At 69.3% G+C, this 16,526-nt stretch carries 17 protein-coding genes and 1 pseudogene; 5 read left to right on the top strand and 13 right to left on the bottom strand.

Translation table 11 applies throughout. From position 1 onward, the window contains the following. Position 1: 1 nt before the first annotated feature. From ACK59X_RS09770 to atzF, 13 genes and pseudogenes are all read right to left on the bottom strand, one after another. Entirely contained in the window at positions 2–691 is a 690-nt protein-coding gene (locus ACK59X_RS09770; RefSeq protein ID WP_409956896.1) for a cysteine hydrolase family protein, read from the bottom strand. Next, positions 688–2,292 (bottom strand): ABC transporter ATP-binding protein, encoded by a 1,605-nt coding sequence (locus ACK59X_RS09765; protein ID WP_409956895.1) that lies wholly within the window; start codon positions 2,290–2,292, stop codon positions 688–690. The genes ACK59X_RS09770 and ACK59X_RS09765 overlap by 4 nt, the downstream gene beginning before the upstream one ends. 18 nt (positions 2,293–2,310) lie before the next feature. Then, entirely contained in the window at positions 2,311–3,012 is a 702-nt protein-coding gene (locus ACK59X_RS09760; RefSeq protein ID WP_409956893.1) for a cysteine hydrolase family protein, read from the bottom strand. Positions 3,013–3,031: 19 nt separating this feature from the next. Next, positions 3,032–3,952, bottom strand: coding sequence for an ABC transporter permease (locus ACK59X_RS09755; RefSeq protein WP_409956891.1), 921 nt, complete (start codon positions 3,950–3,952; stop codon positions 3,032–3,034). Beyond that, a pseudogene (locus tag ACK59X_RS09750) lies at positions 3,949–5,046 on the bottom strand (ABC transporter permease). The gene ACK59X_RS09755 and the pseudogene ACK59X_RS09750 overlap by 4 nt, the downstream one beginning before the upstream one ends. A 13-nt stretch (positions 5,047–5,059) precedes the next feature. Continuing rightward, positions 5,060–6,181 carry a BMP family ABC transporter substrate-binding protein gene (locus ACK59X_RS09745; RefSeq protein ID WP_409956889.1) on the bottom strand — a complete coding sequence of 374 codons (1,122 nt, stop codon included), beginning with the start codon at positions 6,179–6,181 and terminating at the stop codon, positions 5,060–5,062. A gap of 64 nt (positions 6,182–6,245) precedes the next feature. Next, on the bottom strand, positions 6,246–6,626 hold the full coding sequence (gene hpxZ, locus ACK59X_RS09740) for an oxalurate catabolism protein HpxZ (protein ID WP_409956887.1): 381 nt from the start codon (positions 6,624–6,626) through the stop codon (positions 6,246–6,248). A gap of 5 nt (positions 6,627–6,631) precedes the next feature. Beyond that, complete coding sequence (locus ACK59X_RS09735; protein WP_409956885.1) at positions 6,632–8,050, bottom strand: AtzE family amidohydrolase; 1,419 nt, start codon at positions 8,048–8,050, stop codon at positions 6,632–6,634. Next, positions 8,047–8,253, bottom strand: a complete 207-nt coding sequence (locus tag ACK59X_RS09730) for a DUF4089 domain-containing protein (protein ID WP_409956883.1) — start codon at positions 8,251–8,253, stop codon at positions 8,047–8,049. The genes ACK59X_RS09735 and ACK59X_RS09730 overlap by 4 nt, the downstream gene beginning before the upstream one ends. Then, the gene (locus ACK59X_RS09725; RefSeq protein WP_409956881.1) at positions 8,250–9,071 is read right to left on the bottom strand and encodes an ABC transporter ATP-binding protein; all 822 of its coding nucleotides are present in this window, start codon (positions 9,069–9,071) and stop codon (positions 8,250–8,252) included. The genes ACK59X_RS09730 and ACK59X_RS09725 overlap by 4 nt, the downstream gene beginning before the upstream one ends. Continuing rightward, the gene (locus ACK59X_RS09720) at positions 9,068–9,898 is read right to left on the bottom strand and encodes an ABC transporter permease (protein ID WP_409956879.1); all 831 of its coding nucleotides are present in this window, start codon (positions 9,896–9,898) and stop codon (positions 9,068–9,070) included. The genes ACK59X_RS09725 and ACK59X_RS09720 overlap by 4 nt, the downstream gene beginning before the upstream one ends. 14 nt (positions 9,899–9,912) lie before the next feature. Continuing rightward, positions 9,913–10,920, bottom strand: a complete 1,008-nt coding sequence (locus ACK59X_RS09715) for an ABC transporter substrate-binding protein (RefSeq protein WP_409956877.1) — start codon at positions 10,918–10,920, stop codon at positions 9,913–9,915. Positions 10,921–10,964: 44 nt separating this feature from the next. Further along, complete coding sequence (gene atzF, locus ACK59X_RS09710) at positions 10,965–12,701, bottom strand: allophanate hydrolase (protein ID WP_409956875.1); 1,737 nt, start codon at positions 12,699–12,701, stop codon at positions 10,965–10,967. Positions 12,702–12,997: 296 nt separating this feature from the next. Here atzF and ACK59X_RS09705 point away from each other — a divergent pair, with 296 nt between their 5' ends. From ACK59X_RS09705 to ACK59X_RS09685, 5 genes are all read left to right on the top strand, one after another. After that, positions 12,998–14,044: a histone deacetylase family protein gene (locus ACK59X_RS09705; protein WP_409956874.1), complete on the top strand. Its 1,047-nt coding sequence runs from the start codon at positions 12,998–13,000 to the stop codon at positions 14,042–14,044. After that, positions 14,041–15,141 carry an NAD(P)/FAD-dependent oxidoreductase gene (locus tag ACK59X_RS09700; RefSeq protein WP_409956872.1) on the top strand — a complete coding sequence of 367 codons (1,101 nt, stop codon included), beginning with the start codon at positions 14,041–14,043 and terminating at the stop codon, positions 15,139–15,141. The genes ACK59X_RS09705 and ACK59X_RS09700 overlap by 4 nt, the downstream gene beginning before the upstream one ends. Positions 15,142–15,301: 160 nt before the next feature. Next, positions 15,302–15,607: a DUF883 family protein gene (locus ACK59X_RS09695; RefSeq protein WP_409956870.1), complete on the top strand. Its 306-nt coding sequence runs from the start codon at positions 15,302–15,304 to the stop codon at positions 15,605–15,607. A 64-nt stretch (positions 15,608–15,671) separates the two neighbouring features. Beyond that, the gene (locus tag ACK59X_RS09690; RefSeq protein WP_409956869.1) at positions 15,672–16,067 is read left to right on the top strand and encodes a phage holin family protein; all 396 of its coding nucleotides are present in this window, start codon (positions 15,672–15,674) and stop codon (positions 16,065–16,067) included. Beyond that, positions 16,067–16,396: a hypothetical protein gene (locus tag ACK59X_RS09685; protein WP_409956867.1), complete on the top strand. Its 330-nt coding sequence runs from the start codon at positions 16,067–16,069 to the stop codon at positions 16,394–16,396. The genes ACK59X_RS09690 and ACK59X_RS09685 overlap by 1 nt, the downstream gene beginning before the upstream one ends. The last annotated feature ends 130 nt before the right edge of the window (positions 16,397–16,526 follow it).

The following is a 16,526-nucleotide window of genomic DNA, read 5'->3' as shown; positions in this document are numbered from 1 at the left end:
ACTACGAAGCGGAGGGAAGGTCAGCCAATGCCGACAGCAAGGCCGCTGATGGGGCTGTCCACCCGACGATGGCGCCCTGGGCGCGCAGCATCTCGATGGCGGCCGCCTTGAAATGCGGGAAGTAGCTCTCGGTGCAGTCTTCCAGCAGCAGGCCATCGTAGCCCCGGTCGTTGGCCTCGCGCATGCTGGTCTGCACGCAGACTTCGGTGGTCACGCCCATGAAGACGAGGTGGGTGATGCCGCGTGCCTGCAGGGTTTCGTGCAGGCCGGTGGCGTAGAACATGCCCTTGCCGGGCTTGTCGACCACGATCTCGCCCTCCAACGGGGCCAGGGCCGGGATGATCTGGTTGCCCGGCTCGCCCGCGACCAGGATGCGGCCCATGGGCCCTTCGTCGCCGATGCGCAGCTGCGGGTTGCCGCGCAGCCGCTTGGCGGGCGGGCAGTCCGACAGGTCGGGCCGGTGCGATTCGCGCGTGTGCACCACCAGGCCGCCTGCGGCGCGCCAGGCGGCCTGTACGGCCTGGCAGGCGGGCACGATGGCTTCGAGCAGCGACACATCGTTGCCCAGGGTCTCGCCAAAGCCACCGGGCTCGATGAAATCGCGCTGCATGTCGATGATGACCAGCGCAGTGTGCGCCAGCGCGAAGCGGTAGTCGAAAGGGTTGGCGTGGAGGGTGGTCGTCGGGCTCATGCCGCTTCCTGGTGGGGTGTGTGCTCGTGCCCGCCGCCCATGTAGGCGCCCAGCACATGGCGCTCGGCAATGGAGGCCGGGGTTTCATGGACGATGCGGCCCTCGCTCATGACCACGATGCGGTCGGCCAGCTCCAGCAGTTCGTCCAGGTCTTCGCTGATCAGCAGCACGGCCCCGCCGCGCTCGCGTACGCCGAGGATGCGGGCATGGATCTCGGCCACGGCCGCGAAGTCCAGCCCGAACACCGGGTTGGCCGCGATCAGCACATTGATGTCGCCTGCCAGTTCGCGCGCCAGCACCGCGCGCTGCACGTTGCCACCCGACAGGCTGCGGATGGGCGCGCCCTCGCCCTGGGTCTTGACGCCATAGCCCGCGATCCACTCGCGCGCGCGGCTGCGCCAGGCGGCAAAGCGCAGCACGCCGCCGCGGCGCAGCGGTGGCTGGTCGAAGTCGCGCAGGGCCATGTTCTCGGCCACCGACAGGTCGCCCACGCAGGCGTTGCGCAGCGGCTCCTCCGGCAGGCTGCGTACCTTGAGTTCGCGGTTCTGCGTGCGCGTGGCGGTGTAGTCCCGGCCCAGCACCTGCACCCGGCCGGCCAGGCGCGGGCGCTGGCCCACCAGGGCCTCGACCAGTTCGCGCTGGCCATTGCCCGATACGCCGGCCACACCCAGCACCTCGCCCCGGCGCACCACGAGGTCCAGGCCCGGCAAGGCCAGCGTACCGCGGTCGCCCGGGGCCTGCAGGCCCTGCACCTGCAGTGCGACCTCGCCCGGCGTGGCACCGGTGTCGGCAGCCGGCGCCGGGCGGACGGTGATGGACGGGGCGTTGGCGGTCTCCCCCATCATGGCCTGGGCCAGGGCCTGTGGCCCGGTATCGGCCACGCGGCCATGGTGCACGGCCTGGCCGCGGCGCAGCACGGTCACGGCGTCGGCATAGGCCATGACTTCGCGGAACTTGTGCGTGATGATGACGACGCTGCACTGCCCGCTCTGCGCAAAGGCGCGCACATGTCCCAGCACCTCGTCGGCCTCCTGTGGGGTCAGCACCGAGGTGGGCTCGTCCAGTATCAACAGCCGTGGGCGCAGGTACAGCTGCTTGAGCAGTTCGAGTTTCTGCTTTTCGCCGGCCGCCAGTTCCGAAGGTCGGGCATCCAGGTCCAGCCGGAAGGGCGTGGTGGCCAGAAAGGCCTGCAGCTCGGCCCGCTTGGCGCGCCAGTCGATCACCGCCGGGGTCTGGCCGCTGGCCAGCAGCAGATTCTCGGCCACCGTCATGCCCGGCGCCAGCGTGAAGTGCTGGTAGACCATGCCGATGCCCAGGCTGCGTGCGACGATGGGGTTGGCGATGGCCTGCTCGCGCCCGTCGATCAGGATGGCGCCTTCCTCGGCGCGCTGGAAGCCGGCCACGCATTTCACCAGCGTGCTCTTGCCCGCGCCGTTCTCGCCCAGCAGGGCATGCACGCTGCCGGGTTCCACGCGCATGCTCACGCGGTCCATGGCAGTGAAGCTGCCAAAGCGCTTGGTCAGGTTCCAGGTCTCCAGCGCCAGCGCGCCGGTGCCGGAGGGAAGGGCGCCAATGGGGTGGTCGGGCAGGTGGTCGGACATGGCGTGGTTCCTTGAGGGCTATTCCAAGGCCATCAACAGATCGGCCGAAGTGGCATGCGCCCCAAACACGCCGCCCTGCATGGTCACCATGTTCAATGCGGCCTGGTGGTTGGCCGGATCGGTGGCGGCCGTGCAGTCCGAGAGCAGCAGGCATTCATAGCCCCGGTCGTTGGCCTCGCGCATTGTGGTGTGCAAGCAGACATAGGTGGTGATGCCGGCGAGGACGAGGTTCTGCACGCCCGCCAGGTGGAGCACCATGTCCAGGTCGGTGGCGTAGAACGAGCCCTTGCCGGGCTTGTCGATCACCACCTCGCCGGGCAGCGGCGCGAGTTCGGGGATCAGCTCCCAGCCCGGCTCGCCGCGCACCAGGATGCGCCCGCAGGGCCCGGCATCGCCGATGCCCAGGCCGTCCTTGCCGATCTGGCGCGAGCGCCAGCGCTTGTTGGCCGGCAGGTCGGCCAGGTCGGGCCGGTGCCCCTCGCGGGTGTGGATGATGCGAAATCCCTGCGCGCGCATCGCCGGCAGAAGGCGCTGCAGCGGCGCGATGGGCGCCCGCGTGAGGGCGATGTCGTAGCCCATCACGTCCACATAGCCGCCGATGCCGCAGAAGTCGGTCTGCATGTCGATCACGAGCAGCGCCGTGTTGTCCGGGCGCAGGTCGCCGTTGTAGGGCCAGGCATAGGGGTTGGCCTGGACATGGCGGGTAGTGGGGCTGGTCACGAGGGTCGCTCCTTAGCGCTTATTTGGTTGAAGACAGCTCACCGGGGCTGCCGGCCGCGACACTGCCGGGCTTGCAGGTCACCACCAGGATGAGCAGGGTCAGCACATAGGGCACGGTGTTGAAAAGGTGGTAGCCCCAGCCCACACCGACCGACTGCAGGGCCGGGCCGATGGCGCCGGCGCCGCCGAACAGCAGGGCCGCCACCAGGCAGCGCAGGGGGCTCCAGCGCGCGAAGATCACCAGCGCCACGGCGATCAGGCCCTGGCCGCTGGAGATGCCCTCGTTCCAGCTGCCGGGGTAGAACAGGGTCAGCGAGGCGCCGCCCAGCCCGGCGATGAAGCCGCCCGCCGCCGTGGCCGCGATGCGGATGCCCGGCACCGAATAGCCCAGGGCCCGCGTGGCGTTGGCCGAGTCGCCCGCCAGCCGCACCAGCAGGCCCCAGCGCGTGCGCGCAAAGGCCCACCAGAGGACCACGGCCAGCACGATACCCAGTGGCAGCAGGGCATTGACCTGCAGGGCCGACTGCACCACCGGTGAGTCGCTCCAGCTACCCAGCGGCAGGGCGGGGATCTGCGGGGCCTGCGGCTGGATCAGCGGCTTGCCAAGGTAGAAGGCCAGGCCCGTGCCCAGCAGCATCAGCGCGATGCCGGTGGCCACGTCGTTCACGCGCGGCAGCGAGCACAGCACGCCGTGCAGCGTGGCCAGCAGGGCACCAGCAGCAGCACCGGCCAGCACGCCCAGCCAGGGCGAGCCCGTGAGGTAGGCGCCGCCGAAGGCCGCCATGGCCGAGAGCACCAGCACGCCCTCCAGCCCCAGGTTGATGCGGCCCGATTTTTCGGTGAGGCATTCGCCCAGGCTCACGAACAGGAAGGGCACGCCCACGCGCAGGGCCCCGCCCACGATGGCGGCGACGAGGGCAATCCATTGGTCTGTGCTCATATCGCCTCCACGTGGGCAGTCGGTGCCGGGGTGGTTCCGGTCTCCTCGGACCGCTTGCGGCGCTGGGCCCACCAGGTCCGCCAATCCACGTCGCGCAGCGCCTCGCTGGCCAGGATCAGCACGAAGGCAATGCCCTGCAGCACCATCACCGAGGCATCGGGCAGGCCCAGGCGCCGCTGCAGCAGGCTGCCCGCTGCGCCGAAGCCGCCGAACACGATGGCCACCGGGATGATGGCCACCGGGTTGTGCCGTGCGATGAACGCCACGAGGATGCCTGCATAGCCATAGCCCGCGATCAGCGCCCCGTTGGCATTGGTGTGCACGGCCGCCACTTCCACCGCGCCGGCCAGGCCGGCCGCCGCACCGCCCAGTGCGCAGGCCAGCAGCACCAGGCGCGTGGCCGGAAGGCCCACGAGTTGTGCCGCGCGCGGGTTGCCGCCCACCACGCGCACCGAGAAGCCCGAGGCCGTGAAGTGCAGCCACAGGCCCAGCGCCACGCAGGCCAGCACACCCAGCACCAGGCCCCAGTGCACGTCGGACCCGGCGATACCGCCGATCAGCAGTCCGGGATCGAGGCTGGGCGTGGCCGGCTTGTTCAGGCTGGCCGGGTCGCGCAGCGCACCTTCCACGAAGTGCTTGAACAGCCCGATCGCCACGTACGACAGCAGCAGGCTGCTGATGGTCTCGTTGATGCCGCGGTACTGGCGCAGCCAGCCCGCCAGCATGATCCACAGCGCGCCGGCCACCGCGCCAGCGGCACAGGCCAGCACCGTGCCTGCCGCGTTGGTGGGCAGGGCCACGGCCATGGGCAGGGCCGCGGCGGCCAGGCCGCCGAGCACCAGCGCGCCTTCGCCCCCGATCACCGTGAGGCCAGCGCGCGCGGGCAGCGCCACGCACAGGGCGGTGAGCATCAGCGGCGCGGCGCGCTGCAAGGTGTTCTGCCACGAGAACCAGTCGCCGAAGGCGCCCTTGAACAGCGTCGCCCACACGACGCGCGGGTGCACGCAGGCAACGCCGACGAATCAGCCGAACAGCAGCAGAGACAGGGCAATGGCGGCAACAGGCAGGAGGATCTCCTTGGCTGCCGGGTGCATGGCAGTCCTTCGCTCAGAAAGAACCCAGGACGCCTTCGACCAGGTAGTCCATCTTTTCCAGCTCCAGGTCGGTCTGCTTGAACGACTTGCCGCTGGCGACGACCTCCTTGCCCTTGTTGGTCTTGAGCGGGCCCTTGAAGATGTCGAAGCCGCCCGCGACCATCTTCGCCTTGGTCTCGTCGGCCTGCTTCTTCGCCGCATCGCTCACGGCCGGGCCGTAGGCCGACATCTTCACGAAGCCTTCCTTCAGGCCCCCGCGCAGGAAGTTGGGGTGCGGCTTGCCGGTGCGCGCCGCCTCGATGATGGTGGTGTAGGCCGTGAGCCAGTTCCACTCGGCCCCCGTCAGGTAGGCCTGGGGCGCCAGCTTGGCCTGGCTGGCGTGGTAGCCGCAGACCATCTTGCCGCGCTTGGCCGCGGTCTCGACGATGACCTTGGGCCCGTCCACGTGCATGGTGAACACGTCGCAGCCCTGGTCGGCCAGGCTGTTGGTGGCCTCGGCCTCCTTGACGGCCATGGACCATTCGCCCGTGAAGATCACGCTGCAGGTGATGCCCGGCTTGACCGAGCGCGCACCCAGCGTGAAGGCGTTGATGTTGCGCAGCACCTGCGGGATGGGTTTGGCCGCGATGAAGGCGATCTTGCCGCTCTTGCTCATGTGGCCGGCCACCACGCCGTTGAGGTACTGGCACTCGTCGATGTAGCCGAAGAAGCTGCCCGCGTTCTTGGGGTGCTTGCCCTCGGTCCACATGCCGCCGCAGTGCGAAAAGCGCACGTCCGGGTACTTGGCGGCCAGGGCCAGCAGGTGCGGGTCGAAGTAGCCGAACGAGGTGGGGAACAGCAGCTTGGCGCCGTCCTGCGCGATCATGCCGGTCATGGTCTTCTGCACGGCGGCGGTTTCAGGCACGTTCTCTTCTTCGACCACCTTCACGCCGGGCATCTTCTTGAGCTCGGCCGCCGCCTGGGCATGGGCCTGGTTGTAGCCGTAGTCGTCGCGCGGGCCCACATAGATCACGCCCACGGTGAGCGGGGCCTGTGCGTTCGCCTGCAGCGCCCAGCCGCCCAGGGTGCCTGCAACGCCGAGCGCCGCGAGGGATTGGAGGGATTCGCGGCGGTTCGGGTGGGCAAGGCGGGGCATGGGTTTCTCGTGTTGCATGGCAGTCCTTTCGGCAGGTGGGTTTCAGGGGAAAAAAGGGCAGGGGTCAATCGAGCAGGCTGACGTGGGCGGCCACCACGCGCCAGCCGGCTGGCGTGCGCAGCCAGGTCTGGCTCTGGCGGCCGGTGCGGGCGCTGCCCTCGCGCTGGAACTCCACGTTGGCGGTGGCGAAGTCGCGCCCATAGGTCGTGATCTCGGTGCGCAGCAGGCGCCGCTGCAGGCCCTGGGACGGGCGCGCGGCGCGAAACGCCTGGATCTGCGCGTAGCCGTACAGGTTTTCGGTGGCGCCATAGCGCAGGGTGTGGGGGCTGTCCCAGAACAGCTCGTCGAGCACATCGACCTTGTTGTTCACCAGCGCGTCTTCGTAGCGGGCGAACACGGCCTGCACTTCGGCAAGCACCTCCGGCTGGTTGATGGGGTAGTGCATGGCGTTCACAGAGTGGCTATGGGGGCGTGGCAGATGCCGGCGGCCTCCAGCGCGGCGGCGGCGCGCAGCACCAGGTCTTCGCGCCAGGGCGCGGCGATGAGCTGCACGCCGATGGGCAGGGTGGGATGCGCGCCCCATACCGGCACGGAGCACACGGGCAGGCCGATGCACGAGATGGGCTGGGTCAGCAGGCCCATGTTGGGGCGCAGCGGCAGGTCGCGGCCGTTGAGGTCCAAGCGCTCGGTGCCGATGGGTGTGGCCGCGCAGGGTGTGGCAGGGGCCAGCAGCAGATCGTAGCGCGCCAGCACGGCGGCAGCAGCGCGGGCATAGCGGCCGCGCACGCGCTGGGCCCGCGCCACCCAGGCCGCTGGGATCAGTGCACCGGCCAGGAAGCGGTCGCGCGACAGCGGTTCGAAGTCGGCCGCCCGCGTGCGCAGGTTGTCGAGGTGCAGCGCACCGGCCTCGGCATTGGTGATGAGGAAGGCTGCCGCACGGCCGGCCTCCACCAGCGGCAGTTCCACCGGTTCGGCCTCGGCGCCCAGCGCCTGCGCCACCCGGGCCACGCCGGCACGCGCCTCGGGCAGGGCGTTGTTTGCAAAGTAGCCGCCGAGCACGCCGATGCGCAGGCCCGCCGTGCCGTGTCCCAGTGTGTGGAAAACCGGTTCCACAGGCCGCTGCGCGCAGCCGGCATCCGTGTGCGCGCCGGGTGCCTCGGGCCCCTGCAGGGCGTCGTAGGCCAGTGCCAGGTCGCGCACGCTGCGCGCCATGGGGCCCAGGTGGTCCAGGCTGGAGATGAAGGGAAAGCTGCCCGTGCGCGGCAGGCGCCCGAAGGTGGGCTTGAGGCCGAACACCCCGCACAGCGAGGACGGCACGCGGATCGAGCCATTGGTGTCCGAGCCAAGGGTGATGGGCGCCTGGCCGGCCGCCACCGCTGCGCCTGAACCACCCGAGGAGCCGCCCGCGATGCGTGCCAGGTCGTGCGGGTTGTGGCAGGCGCCCGCGTGGCTGTTCTCGGTGGTGAAGCCGTAAGCGTACTCGTCCATGTTGAGGGCACCGACCAGGATGGCGCCCGCAGCCTCCAGCCGCTGCACCAGCAGGCCATCGGCCTTGGCGGGTGCTGCGTCGCGCTCGATCTTCGAGCCCGCCAGGGTGGCGATGCCCGCCACGTCGAACAGGTTCTTCACCGCAAAGGGCACGCCGAGCAGCGGCAGGGCCGCCTGCGTGCCATCGGCCAGGCCGGAATCGATGCGCGCGGCGCGTGCCAGGGCACGGGTGCCCAGCACTTCGGGGAAGGCGTTCACACGGGCGTCGGTCTGCCCGATGCGCGCCAGGCAGGCCGTTACCAGCGCTGTGGCCGTCACGTCGCGCGCCGCCACGGCCTGCGCCATGCCGGCGGCGTCCCGTTGCCACCCCGGGCCTGTCATGCGCTGCCCTCCTGCGGTGACACGGGCACGAAGGCCATGGCGGGTTCGTCCGTGGCGTCCAGGGGCACGGCGTTGACGGTGTCGGCAAAGCCGCTGGCCAGGGCCAGGTAGCCGAGCACGGCCGCGCGGTGCTCGGGCGCGATGGGCAGGCCGATGGCGGCCGAGGCCGCGTCCAGGTAGCGTTCGAGTTCGGCGGCGTTCATCGGCGCACCTCGCGCTGGAAGATCTCCAGGCTGAGCTTCTTCATCGCCACGAAACCGGGTTCGCTCAGCGTGGCCAGGGTGCGCGGGCGCGCGTCCACGTAGTGCAGGATCTCGGCCACCTTGGTCGGGCGCTTGGTCAGCAGCAGCACCTCGTCGGCCAGGTAGACGGCTTCTTCGAGGTCGTGCGAGACCAGCAGCATGGTCGTGCCGGTCTGCATGAACACCTCCTGCAGCTTCTCGCGGATGAACAGCGTCATCTCGAAGTCCAGCGCCGAGAAGGGCTCGTCGAGGAACAGCACCTCGGGGTTGGGCGCCAGCGCGCGCATGATGGAGGCCGTCTGCTGCTGCCCGCCCGAGAGCTCGTAGGGGTAGCGGTTGAGGTCGAACTTCACGTCGAACGAGGCCACCAGCTCGGCCATGCGGCGGTCCACCTCGGCCTTGCTCCTGCCTTCGAGCTTGAGCGGGTAGGCGATGTTGTCGATGGTGCGCATCCACGGGAACATCGCCTCGCGGTAGTTCTGGAAGACGTAGCCGATCTTGGTGTCCTTGAGGCTCTTGCCGTCGAACAGGATCTCGCCGCTGTCGATGGGCACGAGGCCGGCGATCATGTTGATCAGCGTGCTCTTGCCGCAGCCATTGGGGCCGAAGACCGAGACGATCTTGTGCTTGGGGATGTCGAGGTCGAAGTCCTCGTACAGCGGCCAGCCCGCGAAGTATTTGGTCAGACCGCGGATGGTGATGTGGGTGCCGGCCGGGCCGGGGGTGAAGGCGCGGCGGGGCAGGTCGGCGTACACGGCGCCGTTGACGACGGCGTTCATCGGCCGCTCCAGTGCACGATCTTGCGCTCGGCGACGAGGAACAGGATGTTCAGGGCATAGCCCAGCGCGCCGGCAGCCAGGATGGCGGCGTACATGCTCTTGACGTTGAGCACCTGCTGCGCGTCGATGATGCGGTGGCCCAGGCCGTTGTCGGAGCCGATGAACATCTCGGCCACGATGACGATGACCAGCGCCATCGACACGGCCGAGCGCAGGCCGACGAAGGTAGGTTGCAGGCTTTCCCAGACCAGCACGTCCTTGAAGATCTGCCAGCGCGAGGCGCCCATGACGCGCGCCGCCATCACGCGCTGCTTGCGGGCATTGATGACGCCGTAGGCGCTGTTGAAGATGACGATCAAAAAGGCGCCGAATGCGGCGATGGCGACCTTGTTCACGTCCGACACGCCGAAGATCAAGAGGAACAGCGGGATCAGGGCCGAGGAGGGCGTGGAGCGGAAGAAGTCGATCAGGAACTCCACGCTGCGGTAGGCGCGCTCGTTGCTGCCCAGCAGCACGCCCAGGGGCACACCGACCACGGCGGCGATCAAAAAGGCCTGCACCGTGCGCCAGACGGTCACGGCAAAGTCCAGCAGCAGCGGCCCGCCGGCCAGGCCGGTGACCAGGGTGAGCACGGTAGTGCCGGGCGGTGGCAGCAGGATGGGCTTGATGAAGCCCAGGCGCACCACCAGGTCCCAGACGATGAACAGGGCCAGGGGGCCGGCGAAGGGCAGGAACCGGTCCCAGGCGGGCTTCTTCGGTACGGCGGAGGCCGCCTTGCCCGCGGGTGGCGACCAGGCGCCGGCGGTGGTGGAGGTCGTGTCGGCCATGGTGCGCCTTGCCCTCAGGCCTTGTAGATCAGGCTGTCGACCACGACCTTCTTCTCGAAGATGCCCTTCTCGGTGAACAGGTCGTAGAACTTCTGGAAGTGCGCCAGGTCGCTGGGCTTGAACTCGTTGTAGAGCATGTACGAGGCCAGCGGCACCTCGGCCGTGAGCGGGCCTTCGATGGCGGTGTAGCCCTTCATGAACTGGCGCGCTTCTTCGGGCTTGGTGCGCACCAGCTCGATGCCCCGGGCATAGGCGGCGATGAATTTCTTGGCGGCTTCGGGGTTCTTCTTGATGAATTCGCTGGTCAGGCTGGCCGCGCCGCCGTGCCAGGGGGCCATGGCGTCGCCCAGGATGTATTTGGCCACCACGCCCGATTCAATGACGCGCGTGGTCCCGTTCATGCGGCCGATGGTGCCCGTGGGCTCCAGCGTGTAGCAGGCATCGACCTGCCCGGCCACGATGGCGGCGATGTGCTGGCCGATGGGCAGCTCGGTCACCGTGACGCCGCTGGCACCGGCACGCTCCAGCATGGTCTTGCACAGGGTCATGTTCTGGATGCCGGGGCCCGAGGCGATCTTCTTGCCCTTGAGGTCGGCCATGGTCTTGATGGCACTGTCCTTGCCGGTGATGAACTGATCGAGCACGAACTTGGCGTTGCTCGGGTTGGTCGCGAAGATCTTGAACAGACCGGGCTGGGCGATCTCGCCGATGGCCAGGTTGGCCGAGCCCGTGCCGTTGGAGCTGCCATCGGACCGGCCCGAGAGCATGGCCTCCATCACCTGCTGGGCGCCCGCGAACTTGAGCGGCTCCACGTCCAGCCCGGCCTCCTTGAAATAGCCCTTTTCCACCGCAGCGAAGAAGGGCAGGCCGGCCGCCACGGGCCAGAAGCCGATGCGGATCTTGGGCGCAGCCTGGGCGCGCACCAGCGCGGGCGCGGCCAGTGCGCCCAGGGTGGCGGCCGAGGCCTGCAGGACGCGGCGGCGCGAGGTGCCGGTGGAAGGGGTGGAACTGTGGGATGTCATGGCAGGCTCCTGCAGCAGGGTTGGAAGGGATGGAGTGGATGGAATCAGTTGCCGGCCTTGAGCGACGCGATGTACGCCCGCCAGCCGCCAAAGTGGCTGATGTCGCGCGCCCCGGCCAGAGCCAGCGGCTCGCAGATGAAGCCCTGCACGCTGCTGCCGTCGGCCAGGGACAGGGTGCCTATGCCCAGCGGCTGGGGAATCAGCGCGACAAAGCTGCCGTAGTGCGCGGCCGGCATGCGCCAGACCTCGACGGCGATGCGCGTGCCCTGGCCCGGCGCCACGCGCAGCAGGCCGGGCTTGGGCGGCACGGTGCCGGGCAAGGCGTAGAGCTGGTAGTCGGGTGCGGTCTCGGTGGCGCGCTCGAGCGTGGCGCCGCGCTCGGCGAGCTGGCCATTGAGCGGCATGCCGCTCAGGTGCGCGCCGACCACGGCGACCTGTACCGTGGCGGGCGCCAGCAGGCCGGCGATGGGTTGGGGCGCGGGCAGGGGCGTTCTGCCGGCGGCCTGGGGCAGGCCGGTGGCATGGTGGTAGCGCTGGCCCAGCTCGGCCAGTTGCAGGTCGCTGCCGCAGGGGCCGATCAGGGTGATGCCGAAGGGCAGGCCATCGGCACGCAGGCTGCTGGGCACCGCGATGGCGGCATAGTCCAGCAGGTTGACGAAGTTGGTATAGGCCCCGAGGTTGCGGTTGAGCACCACCGGGTCGGCCTGCATGGCCGCAATGGTGTAGTGCGTTGGCGCCGTGGGCACCAGCAGCACATCGATGGCCTCGGCCCCTTGCCACATGGGTGCGACCTGCTGGCCCAGCGCGCGCAGACGGGTCTGGGCATCGCACAGGTCGGCCGCGCTGTAGCCGCGCCCGCTGGCCAGGATGCTGCGCACCGGCTCCACCACCTGGTCGGCATGCGCATCGAAGAAGCTGCGCACGGCGGCGTAGCGCTCGGCCACCAGGGCACTTTCGTAGAGCAGGGCGGCGGCCTGGGCCAGGGGTGCGTAGTGGATGGAGACCGGCGTGCCGCCCAGGGCCTTCAGCCGGGCCACGGCCTCGGCGAATGCGGACTCGGCCGCTGCGTCGCCAAAGAACTCCAGCACGTCGGGCACACCGAAGCGGAAGCTTGCTGGCAGCGGCTCGCTGGCCAGCCTGAGCTGGCGGCCATAGGGGTCCTCGGCGTCATAGCCCTGGGCCACCTGCAGCACGCGGGCTGCGAGGTCCACCGTGCGCGCGAAGATCGAGACGCAGTCGGCGCTTTGCGCCGCCGGCACCACGCCGCGGGCGCTGATGAGGCCCTTGGTCGGCTTGATGCCCACGATGTTGTTCAGCCCGGCCGGCACGCGGCCCGAACCGGCGGTGTCGGTGCCCAGCGCGAAGTCGACTTGCCCGGTGGCCACCACATAGGCCGAGCCCGAGCTGGAGCCGCCCGAGACATAGGCCGGGTCCAGCGCATTGGGCACGGCGCCGTGCGGCGAGCGAGTGCCATTGAGCCCGCAGGCAAACTGGTCCAGGTTGGTCTTGCCCACCAGGGTGGCGCCGGCATCGAGCAGGCGCTGCACCACCGCGGCATGGGCCGCAGGCGCATGGGCGAAGGCCGGGCAGGCGGCCGAGGTGGGGTGGCCCGCCACGTCGATGTTGTCCTTGACCGCGAAAGTCAGGCCGCTGAGAGGCCCGCCGGCCGTGCCGGCGATGGGGGGCTCGCAGCGCAGGATCCAGGCCTGCGGCGCCAGCGCGGGCAGGTCCGCCGCTGCAGAAGGAAGTTCGGCCACCAGGGAGCTTGTTGCTTGCACCATTTTGAAGAATTCAATCTTGGATACAAGATGAGATGCAAGCGCTGTGCCAGCTTGGGCGGATGTCGTCCGGCCATCATCGCAGGCGGTGGCGTGCCTTATCCCGCCAGAGGAAGCCACCTCGTAAGGCGGTCTGAATCGCCCTGTGCGAGACGGCGCCGGGCGTTCCAGCCTTGGAGATCGCAGCACGGTGGTGCTGAGTTCTGGTGCACCGAAAGCGGTGCGGGACGCGCTAAAGTGGTGAGCCCTGCCGCCCCTGTCCTGCCGGGGCTGGCCTCCCTCTTTTTGACTCTGCCTGCATGATTTCCTTCCACAACCCGCTGCACCACCGGCATGCGCCGGTCCACGAGTTCTACCGCGGCGAGCGCGTGCCCTGCTTCGAGAAGCCGGTGCGCGCCCAGTACGTCGAAGACGCCCTGCGCGAACGCGGCCACGGCCTGCTGGTGCCCGACGTGGACAGCAGCCCCGTACTGGCCCAGATCCACGCGCCGCGCTACCTGGCCTTTCTGCAGACGGCCTGGCCGCAATGGCTGGCGCTGGATGCGGCCAATGCCTCGGTCCAGCCCTTTCCCTCGGTGTGGCCGGTGCGCAGCCTGCGCAGCGACGTGGAGCCGGACAACTTCGTGGCCAAACTGGGCCTGTATTCCATGGACAACGGCACGCCCATGGCCGAAGGCACCTGGGAGGCCGCCAAGGCCGGCGCCGATGCAGCAGCCAGCGCAGCGAACCGCGTGGCCCAGGGCGCGCGCGCGGCGTTCTGCTGCACGCGCCCGCCCGGCCACCATGCAGGCCCGGATTTCATGGGCGGCTACTGCTTCCTCAACAATGCCGCCGTGGCCGCGCAGTGGCTGCGCAACCATGGCTCGCAGCGCGTGGCCCTGCTGGACGTGGACTACCACCACGGCAATGGCACCCAGAGCATCTTCTACGGCCGCGACGACGTGCTCTTCATCAGCATGCACGGCGACCCGTGCACCGAGTACCCGTTCTACCTGGGCCATGCCGACGAAACCGGCGAAGGGCAGGGCGCGGGTTTCAACCTGAACCTGCCGCTGCCCGCAGGCACCAGCGCCGAGCAGTGGTTCGCCGCACTGGAGCAGGCCTGTGCGCGCATTGCCCAGTACCAGGCCGATACGCTGGTGGTCTCGCTCGGGCTCGATGCCTTCGAGGATGATCCGATCTCCAAGTTCGCCCTCAAGACGACGGACTTCACGCGCCTGGGCGAACGCCTGGCCGCGCTCGGCCTGCCCACGGTGTTTGTGCTGGAAGGCGGCTACGCAGCGGCGGAGCTGGGCCACAACGCCGTGAATGTGCTCGACGGATTCGAGCAGGCGGCAACGCGGTGAGCGAAGCCGTCGATTGCGTGGTGGCGGGCGCCGGCGTGGTCGGGCTGGCCGTGGCCCGCGCGCTGGCGCTGCAGGGGCGCGAGGTGATGGTGTTGGAAGCCGCCGATGCCATCGGCACCGGCACCCGCTCGCGCCACAGCGAGGTCCTCCACGCCGGGCTGTCCGCCCCGGCCGGGTCGCTCAAGGCCCGGCTGTGCGTGCAGGGGCGCGAGATGCTCTATGCCTACTGCGCCGCGCGCGGCGTGCCGCACCGGCGCTGCGGCAAGCTGATCGTGGCCACCTCCCTGGAGCAGATACCCTCACTACAGGGCATCGAGGCGCGCGCAAAAGCCAACGGCGTTCACGATCTCGTGTGGTTGGATGCTGTAGCCGCCCAGGCGCTGGAGCCTGCGCTGCAGTGCGTGGCCGCGCTGCATTCGCCGAGCACCGGCATCATCGACAGCCATGGGCTGATGCTGGCCTTGCAGGGCGACCTGGAGCATGCGGGGGGCCTGGTGGCGCTCAACTCTCCACTGGCACAGGCGCGCTGCACGGCCGAGGGCATCCTCCTGCAGGCGGCCGATGGAACCGAACTGCTGGCGCGCACGGTGGTCAATGCCGCAGGGCTTGCCGCGCCTGACCTGGCACGGCGCTTCGAAGGGCTGGACCCACGCCATGTGCCCGTGCCGTACTACGCCAAGGGCAACTACTTCACACTGGCCGGGCGCGCGCCGTTCACCCGCCTCATCTATCCCGCCCCCGAGGCGGCGGGCCTGGGTGTGCACCTCACGCTGGACCTGGGTGGCCAGGCCCGCTTCGGCCCCGACGTGCAGTGGGTGGGCGACCCTGCGGACCTGCAGGTGGACCCGGCGCGCGGCGATGCCTTCTACGCCGAGGTGCGCAAGTACTGGCCCGGCCTGGCGGACGGCGCGCTGCTGCCGGGCTATGCTGGCATGCGCCCCAAGATCACGGCGCCGGATGAACCGGCGGCCGATTTCCTGATCCAGGGGCCAGCGGTGCATGGCGTGCCGGGCCTGGTGAACCTGTTCGGTATCGAGTCCCCAGGCCTGACCAGTGCGCTGGCCATCGGCGCGCATGTGGCGGCCTTGTTCTCATGATGCGTGTCAACACCCTGTCATGCGTAAGCCATTGAGTCCAAGTCCTACAAGGCGTTTGGCAATGTGTCCGCTAAGATGACAGTGAGCGCTGCATGAGGGGGAGCCACAGGCAACCCATGGGGTGTGATTTCTTCAATGTCTAATCAGAAAGGTTTGCTTTATGAGCGTTTCCGACTCCATCTCCACGACCCAGGCCGATCTGGAAAAACTCGTGTCCGACCTGCGCGGCCTGCTGGCCAGCAAGGACCTCGATTCCATTCCCGACATCAAGGTCTTGCGCCAGAAGCTCGACGATGGCTTGCACAGCGCGCGCGAAGCGACCGTGCGTGCTGCCCAGGATGCCGCCCGCCAAGCCAAGGATGCCGCGCTGGCCGCGGACCGCTATGCCCATGACGAACCCTGGCGCGTGGCTGGTGCCGCGCTGGCCGTGGGCGCCCTGGTCGGCTTCGTGCTTGCACGCCGCTGAAACGGCTGTGTGTTGACCCGCAGGCCGCACGGCCTGCTTTGACCCGTAGAACCCAAGGACACTGATGAACTGGCTTGCTCTTCTGGGCCTGGATGCGCTGGTGGCGCGCTGGCGCGCAAATGTCATAGAAGGGGCGATTGCAGCCGAAGACCGGATGGACCTGGCCCGCCTGGAATGGCAGGACCAGAAACAGCGCCTGCAGCAGCTGCTGGTGCTGACCATCCTGGTCGGCGGGCTCACGGTGGTGGCCCTCATCATGCTGTCCATGGCGGTGCTGGTGCAATTCTGGGACACCGAACACCGCGTGCTGGTGGGCTGGCTGGTGGCGGGGGCCTGGTTGCTCGGCTGGGGCGGCACGCTGTTTGGCCTGGTGTCCGTGGCCAAGCGGGCCAGCAACGGCTTTGCGCTGACCCGCAAGGAACTCGCCCAGGACTGGCGCGACATCAAGGAGCGCCTGTGATGGCTGCCGACAACCAACAAGCCTTTGTTCCCGAACCCACGGCCGAGCAGCAACGGGTGCTCGACCGCATTGCCAAGCAACGTGAGCGCATCCGCGCGCGCCGCATCGCGCGCGCCCAGTCGGTGGCGCTGGCCCAGTCGGCGCAACAGGCCTCCTCGGACGAGCCGTTTGCGCTGCGGGCCGCGGCCTTTGCCAAGGAGCACCCGGCCGCGGTGGCGGCCCTGGCGGGGGTCGCCCTGGTGGCCGGGCCGCGCCGCCTGATCCGCTGGGTGGGCCTGGCCATGCCGCTTGCCAGCCGGCTGCGGCCTTTCCTGGTGCGAAGGGGCTGAGGGCCTGGAAGGCCTCCCCACCCACGGGCGGGCCTGCCGCAAGGCTATGCGTCCAGCAGCTCGCTGCGCGACGCTTCAGGCAGGCGTCCGACCTGGAGCCTTGAGCGCAGTTCTCTGGTGAGGATGTTGC

Origin of the sequence: Acidovorax sp. (assembly GCF_046339755.1) — a bacterium.
GTDB lineage: Bacteria > Pseudomonadota > Gammaproteobacteria > Burkholderiales > Burkholderiaceae_C > Acidovorax.
This window is presented reverse-complemented; position numbering and strand designations above follow the sequence as displayed.

Coding starts and splice junctions, on each gene's coding strand:
- ACK59X_RS09770 (WP_409956896.1), bottom strand. CDS start 691: ATGAGCCCGACGACCACCCTCCACGCCAACCCTTTCGACTACCGCTTC.
- ACK59X_RS09765 (WP_409956895.1), bottom strand. CDS start 2,292: ATGTCCGACCACCTGCCCGACCACCCCATTGGCGCCCTTCCCTCCGGC.
- ACK59X_RS09755 (WP_409956891.1), bottom strand. CDS start 3,952: ATGAGCACAGACCAATGGATTGCCCTCGTCGCCGCCATCGTGGGCGGG.
- ACK59X_RS09745 (WP_409956889.1), bottom strand. CDS start 6,181: ATGCCCCGCCTTGCCCACCCGAACCGCCGCGAATCCCTCCAATCCCTC.
- hpxZ (WP_409956887.1), bottom strand. CDS start 6,626: ATGCACTACCCCATCAACCAGCCGGAGGTGCTTGCCGAAGTGCAGGCC.
- ACK59X_RS09735 (WP_409956885.1), bottom strand. CDS start 8,050: ATGACAGGCCCGGGGTGGCAACGGGACGCCGCCGGCATGGCGCAGGCC.
- ACK59X_RS09730 (WP_409956883.1), bottom strand. CDS start 8,253: ATGAACGCCGCCGAACTCGAACGCTACCTGGACGCGGCCTCGGCCGCC.
- ACK59X_RS09725 (WP_409956881.1), bottom strand. CDS start 9,071: ATGAACGCCGTCGTCAACGGCGCCGTGTACGCCGACCTGCCCCGCCGC.
- ACK59X_RS09720 (WP_409956879.1), bottom strand. CDS start 9,898: ATGGCCGACACGACCTCCACCACCGCCGGCGCCTGGTCGCCACCCGCG.
- ACK59X_RS09715 (WP_409956877.1), bottom strand. CDS start 10,920: ATGACATCCCACAGTTCCACCCCTTCCACCGGCACCTCGCGCCGCCGC.
- atzF (WP_409956875.1), bottom strand. CDS start 12,701: ATGGTGCAAGCAACAAGCTCCCTGGTGGCCGAACTTCCTTCTGCAGCG.
- ACK59X_RS09705 (WP_409956874.1), top strand. CDS start 12,998: ATGATTTCCTTCCACAACCCGCTGCACCACCGGCATGCGCCGGTCCAC.
- ACK59X_RS09695 (WP_409956870.1), top strand. CDS start 15,302: ATGAGCGTTTCCGACTCCATCTCCACGACCCAGGCCGATCTGGAAAAA.
- ACK59X_RS09690 (WP_409956869.1), top strand. CDS start 15,672: ATGAACTGGCTTGCTCTTCTGGGCCTGGATGCGCTGGTGGCGCGCTGG.
- ACK59X_RS09685 (WP_409956867.1), top strand. CDS start 16,067: ATGGCTGCCGACAACCAACAAGCCTTTGTTCCCGAACCCACGGCCGAG.